This is a genomic window from Mesobacillus boroniphilus JCM 21738, from assembly GCF_000517385.1.
In the GTDB taxonomy this organism is placed as follows: Bacteria; Bacillota; Bacilli; order Bacillales; family Cytobacillaceae; genus Mesobacillus; species Mesobacillus boroniphilus.
Window position 1 is genome coordinate 1 of record NZ_BAUW01000167.1, and the last position, 3248, is coordinate 3248.

2 protein-coding genes and 1 pseudogene are annotated in these 3248 nt (G+C 43.5%); 1 reads left to right on the forward strand and 2 read right to left on the reverse strand.

The window, feature by feature from the left end:
- The first annotated feature begins 126 nt into the window (after positions 1–126).
- On the forward strand, positions 127–1479 hold the full coding sequence (locus JCM21738_RS21265) for a transposase (protein WP_023627324.1): 1353 nt from the start codon (positions 127–129) through the stop codon (positions 1477–1479).
- A gap of 384 nt (positions 1480–1863) precedes the next feature.
- Here JCM21738_RS21265 and JCM21738_RS21275 read toward each other — a convergent pair.
- Positions 1864–2840: pseudogene (locus JCM21738_RS21275) on the reverse strand (ROK family glucokinase).
- 7 nt (positions 2841–2847) lie between these two features.
- Entirely contained in the window at positions 2848–3063 is a 216-nt protein-coding gene (locus JCM21738_RS21280) for a YqgQ family protein (protein WP_023627321.1), read from the reverse strand.
- Positions 3064–3248 lie beyond the last annotated feature (185 nt).

Here is a 3248-nt window from a genome sequence, read left to right on the forward strand (position 1 = left end):
GAATGAATTTCATAATTTTAATCCCTTACGCTTCAAGGCTTTCAAAGCATGAAAAAAGGAGTACCTCCCCAAATATCGAATTAGTTAAGTACGACCAAAACAATTCGAAAGCGGTGGTGACTCCCTATGACTATTATAAGACAAGGAAGCCTATTTAGCATACAAGATTTATTTGATTTGGAACCTACCCAACGATTTGAGGCTGTTTTCTCTACTATTGACCTGGATTCTGCGGTCTCGGCTGTTTCAAAAAAATCCTGGCTTGGTGCACCCACCGAGCTCAATTACGCTGCCATGGTCTGTTCTTTGGTCGCCAGACTGATGGAGCGTATTCCGACGGTTAAAGATCTTGTCAAAAGATTAAAACACGATTTCATCTTTCGCCTTGAATGTGGATTCCTTGTTTCGGACCAGATCCCTTCCGAGGCATCTTATTCCCGTTTGGTTGAAAAACTTTCTGAATCCAACGTCTTTGAAAAAGAGAAGGAATCCATCCTCCTTCAAGCCATCGAGGAAGGGTTTATCGACGACGAAAATATCGCCATTGACGCCTCCCACTTTGAAGCAAGGGACCAGGCACCTGCAAAGGAAAAGAAGCCAAAGCCGGAACCTAAAAAGCGGGGCCGTAAAAAGAAAGAAGAAAAAGAACAGTATGACCGACAAATACGGGAAGAAGAGTTGAACAAAACCCTTTATGAAAAGACCATCGCCGACCAGCTTGATGTACCCCTTGAAGAACTTCAATCCGAAATGCCGATCGAGCCTGCCTGGGGAATCAAGAAAAACAGCGAAGGCAAGAACGTCTTTTGGTATGGATACAAGGCACATCTGGCAGTTGGAACGAAGAGCCAATATATTCTTCAGTCCATCATGAGTTCAGGAAGCCTGAATGATGGGAAGGCCGCAATTCCATTATTAAAGGGTGTACATGAACTGCCACTTTCCATTCAACACGGATGTATGGACGCCGGCTATGATTTCGTGCCGATTTATCAACAGCTTTTTCGGATGGATGCCCACTCCGTGATCGCCTACAATAAACGTGGGGAAGGAGAAATGGTGGGATACGACCAGCATTTCGCACCGACATGCGTAAGGGAACACTCCTACCGATATGACAGCTATGATAAGAAATACAAATCCCTGAAATATACCCGTCCAAAGGAGTGTGAATCCTGTCCTCTGGCACAGGATTCATTATGCCAAAAAGTCTACAAGGTCAGGATTGAAACAGACCTTAGAAGATATACCGCGCCGGCAAGGGGTTCCGAAAAGTGGAAGTCTCTTTACGCGGAAAGAACAGCTGTTGAACGAGTGAATGCCTATTTGAAGGAATTCTTCCAGTTAAATAATGTGCGACATCGAAAGGGAAGAAAAGCAAAACTTCATTTTGATCTGGTTACAATTGTTTACAATGCGTCAAAATTAGCGGCAGACCGCATCAATCAACAAGTAAGTTCACAACCAGTGGCAGCCTAACTCCTTGGCCCTGGTAAGTCAAACCCGCTGAAGAAAACCTGTTGATTGGAGCGGAAGGCGCGAAGACTCCTGCGGGATCAGACGGACAGATGAGACCCCGCAGACGCCAGCAGCGGCGAGGAGGCTCAGCGCCGGCCCCGCGGAAAGCGAAGCGCCTGGAGCGCAAATCAACAGCCTGGTTTAAAGACTATTTTTTTAAAGAGCAGTTTCGAATCAGGGCCACTCTATACTATTTTCAAAAGAGTAATTATGAAATTGATTCAACTAGTTGATATTTCTGGGTTGACAATAATTAATTTTCTTTATGCAACGCTAGTGATAATTTCCTAATTTCCTATTAAATAAAAAAACAGGGAGTTTTATAACAAAACTCCCGGAAGCTTATTAAGCTTGTGCTATCTTGTTCTTGACCAGCCATGCAGCACCGATTACGCCCGCATCATTTCCCAATGTTGCGATGCTTATTTCAGTCGATTGTGCTACTCGAGGAAAAGAATTACGTAAAAATTGTGCCTTAATTGGATCGAGCAAAACATTTCCTGCTTTTGAAACTCCGCCTCCAAGTACGATTTTTTCAGGATTAAGAGTATTTGCGATATTGGCAAGAGCAATTCCCAGATGCAAAGCAACTGAATCAATGACTTTCAACGCTAGTTGGTCGTTTCTTTTTCCAGAATCAAAAACATCTTTTGCCGTAACATAGCCAGTTTCTTTATACACGGCTGCCAGTTCTCCGGCTGGGGTTCCTTCGTTCAATGCTTCAGTAGCAATTCGGACAATTCCAGTTGCTGATGCAATGGTTTCCAGGCAACCCGTCTTGCCACAGTTACATGGAGCCCCACCTTCAGCCATAGAAGTAATATGGCCTATCTCACCAGCAGCACCGCTGACACCGTGGACTATGTCTCCATTCGTGATAACGCCGCCGCCTACACCTGTTCCCAAAGTGACACACACAAGATCTTTCGCACCATTTCCAGCACCTTTCCACATTTCACCAAGTGCTGCACAGTTAGCGTCATTATCGATTACAGCGGGAAGCGATGTTTCGACTTCAAGCAAGTCTTTTAATGGGTAAGGCTCTCTCCATCCAAGGTTCACCGCTTCATAAATTACGCCAGTGGCAAGGTCAACCGGACCAGGTGCCCCATGCCAATCCCGATGATTTCACTTTTTGAGTGTCCCAGCTCTTCAAGCTTCGCATCAATCGCCTTTGCGATATTGACTGTTATATTTTTCCCTTCGTCAGAAACATCTGTTGGGATCTCCCATTTATGCAGGATTTCCCCATATAAACTTATGAAAGCAAGTTTGGTTGTTGTTCCTCCTAAATCTACACCTACAAGCCACTTTTCAGCCATTTTTAATTCACCTTTTCTCATTTGCGTTTTTTTCTTTTTCCATCCGGATTTCTTGTCTTAAAAGCAAAATCGCAGACTGGTAATCTTTTGTCTCAATCAATTGAGAATTATACAGTTCCTTCAGTTCAGCTCCCATGAGCTCTAGATCCGCCACTCTGTCACCAATGTAAATAATTGTCCCGAATTTTTTCAGGAACTGCTGGATATCGTAAATTGTCTTCAACGTAATCCCCTCAATGTTTGTGAAAATAAGAGCATGTTTCCATTACTTAAGTATAATTGATACTCAATGCCTCCTCAAGTATGCAAGAGAAGATTTTATGACAAATATCAAAGTCTTTCATCCTTGATGGTGTGCTCATCATGATTACATAAAGATAGATTCTTACCAAGAACAAAAAGCGCAAG